1 protein-coding gene and 1 pseudogene are annotated in these 931 nt (G+C 65.3%); both read right to left on the bottom strand.

What is annotated here, in order from left to right:
- Window positions 1-28: 28 nt before the first annotated feature.
- Entirely contained in the window at window positions 29-571 is a 543-nt protein-coding gene (locus tag AC1DU6_RS33055) for a 3'-5' exonuclease (protein ID WP_477862530.1), read from the bottom strand.
- A 76-nt stretch (window positions 572-647) separates the two neighbouring features.
- Window positions 648-931, bottom strand: a pseudogene (locus tag AC1DU6_RS33050) (hypothetical protein); the annotation flags it as partial.

Genomic DNA, 931 nt, shown 5'->3' with positions numbered 1-931 from the left:
GCTGGAGGGTGGCCGTTGGCAGGGCCACTCATGGAGATGAAGCTCTCGCAAGCTCCATTGGCATCGCCTGGAGCGCCTGATACACCAGCAGCGACGCGTGCGCGTCGTTGGCCGCGTACTGCAGCTGCTGGGGGCTGAGCTTGCGGGTGGCCCAGTTGGAGGTGGTGACTTTCTTGGACTTGGGCATGCGCTGGCCCAGCACGATGGCGACGGCTGCCCTGAGGCCGACGGCCTGCTGGAAACCCAGTCGCCGCACCATGTGCGAAACATCGACCCCACCGCTGAGCTGCACGCCCAGCTTCCTGTGCAAGGGCACGCGGTCAGACACGATGCCGAACCCCACCTTGACGATGACCTCAGACTCAAGGATGGCGCGCAGGAAGCCTGCAGTCTCCGGCGCCTCCGTATGCACGATGAAGGCATGCCCGGCGGTCGCGAACTGCACGATGTGCGGCCCCGTCTGCTCGCCCCCAGCGACGAACATGGGCTTGCTCTCGGTGTCGAAGCCGACATGCCCGGCCAGGCGCAGTTCTGCTTCAGCGAAGTCGCATTGGTCCGCGTCGCGAAGCACGTGGATCCGGTCGAGCGGCAACGCGGGGTAAGGCGGCAACGCTGCTATCTGTTCGCTCGTGGGTCTCTCCATCGCTTCAGTATGACCTCCTCGTATCCACCGCAACCCAGTTGACCTCCCAGGTCACGCCCCCATCGGCTGAAAACGCCTGTTCGAAGCGACAGCGGTCGGTGCCGAGGGATTCAATGGCGAAGCGCACCAGGATCTGGCGGCCATTGAAGTCCTCGGCGCTGTAGAAGAGGCCACGTGGGCTGCCGCCGAAGCCACCCACCATCGGCGCGGCGAGCGTGCCCGATGCAGCGTTGGCGAAGTTGAGCGTCCACCTTTGCCGCTGCACCTCGAAGAGCCGCAGCGACAAGC

It is taken from the genome of Roseateles sp. P5_B10 (assembly GCF_056400485.1).
The sequence above is the reverse complement of the archived record's forward strand: the minus strand, read 5'-3'. Positions and strand labels throughout refer to the sequence as shown.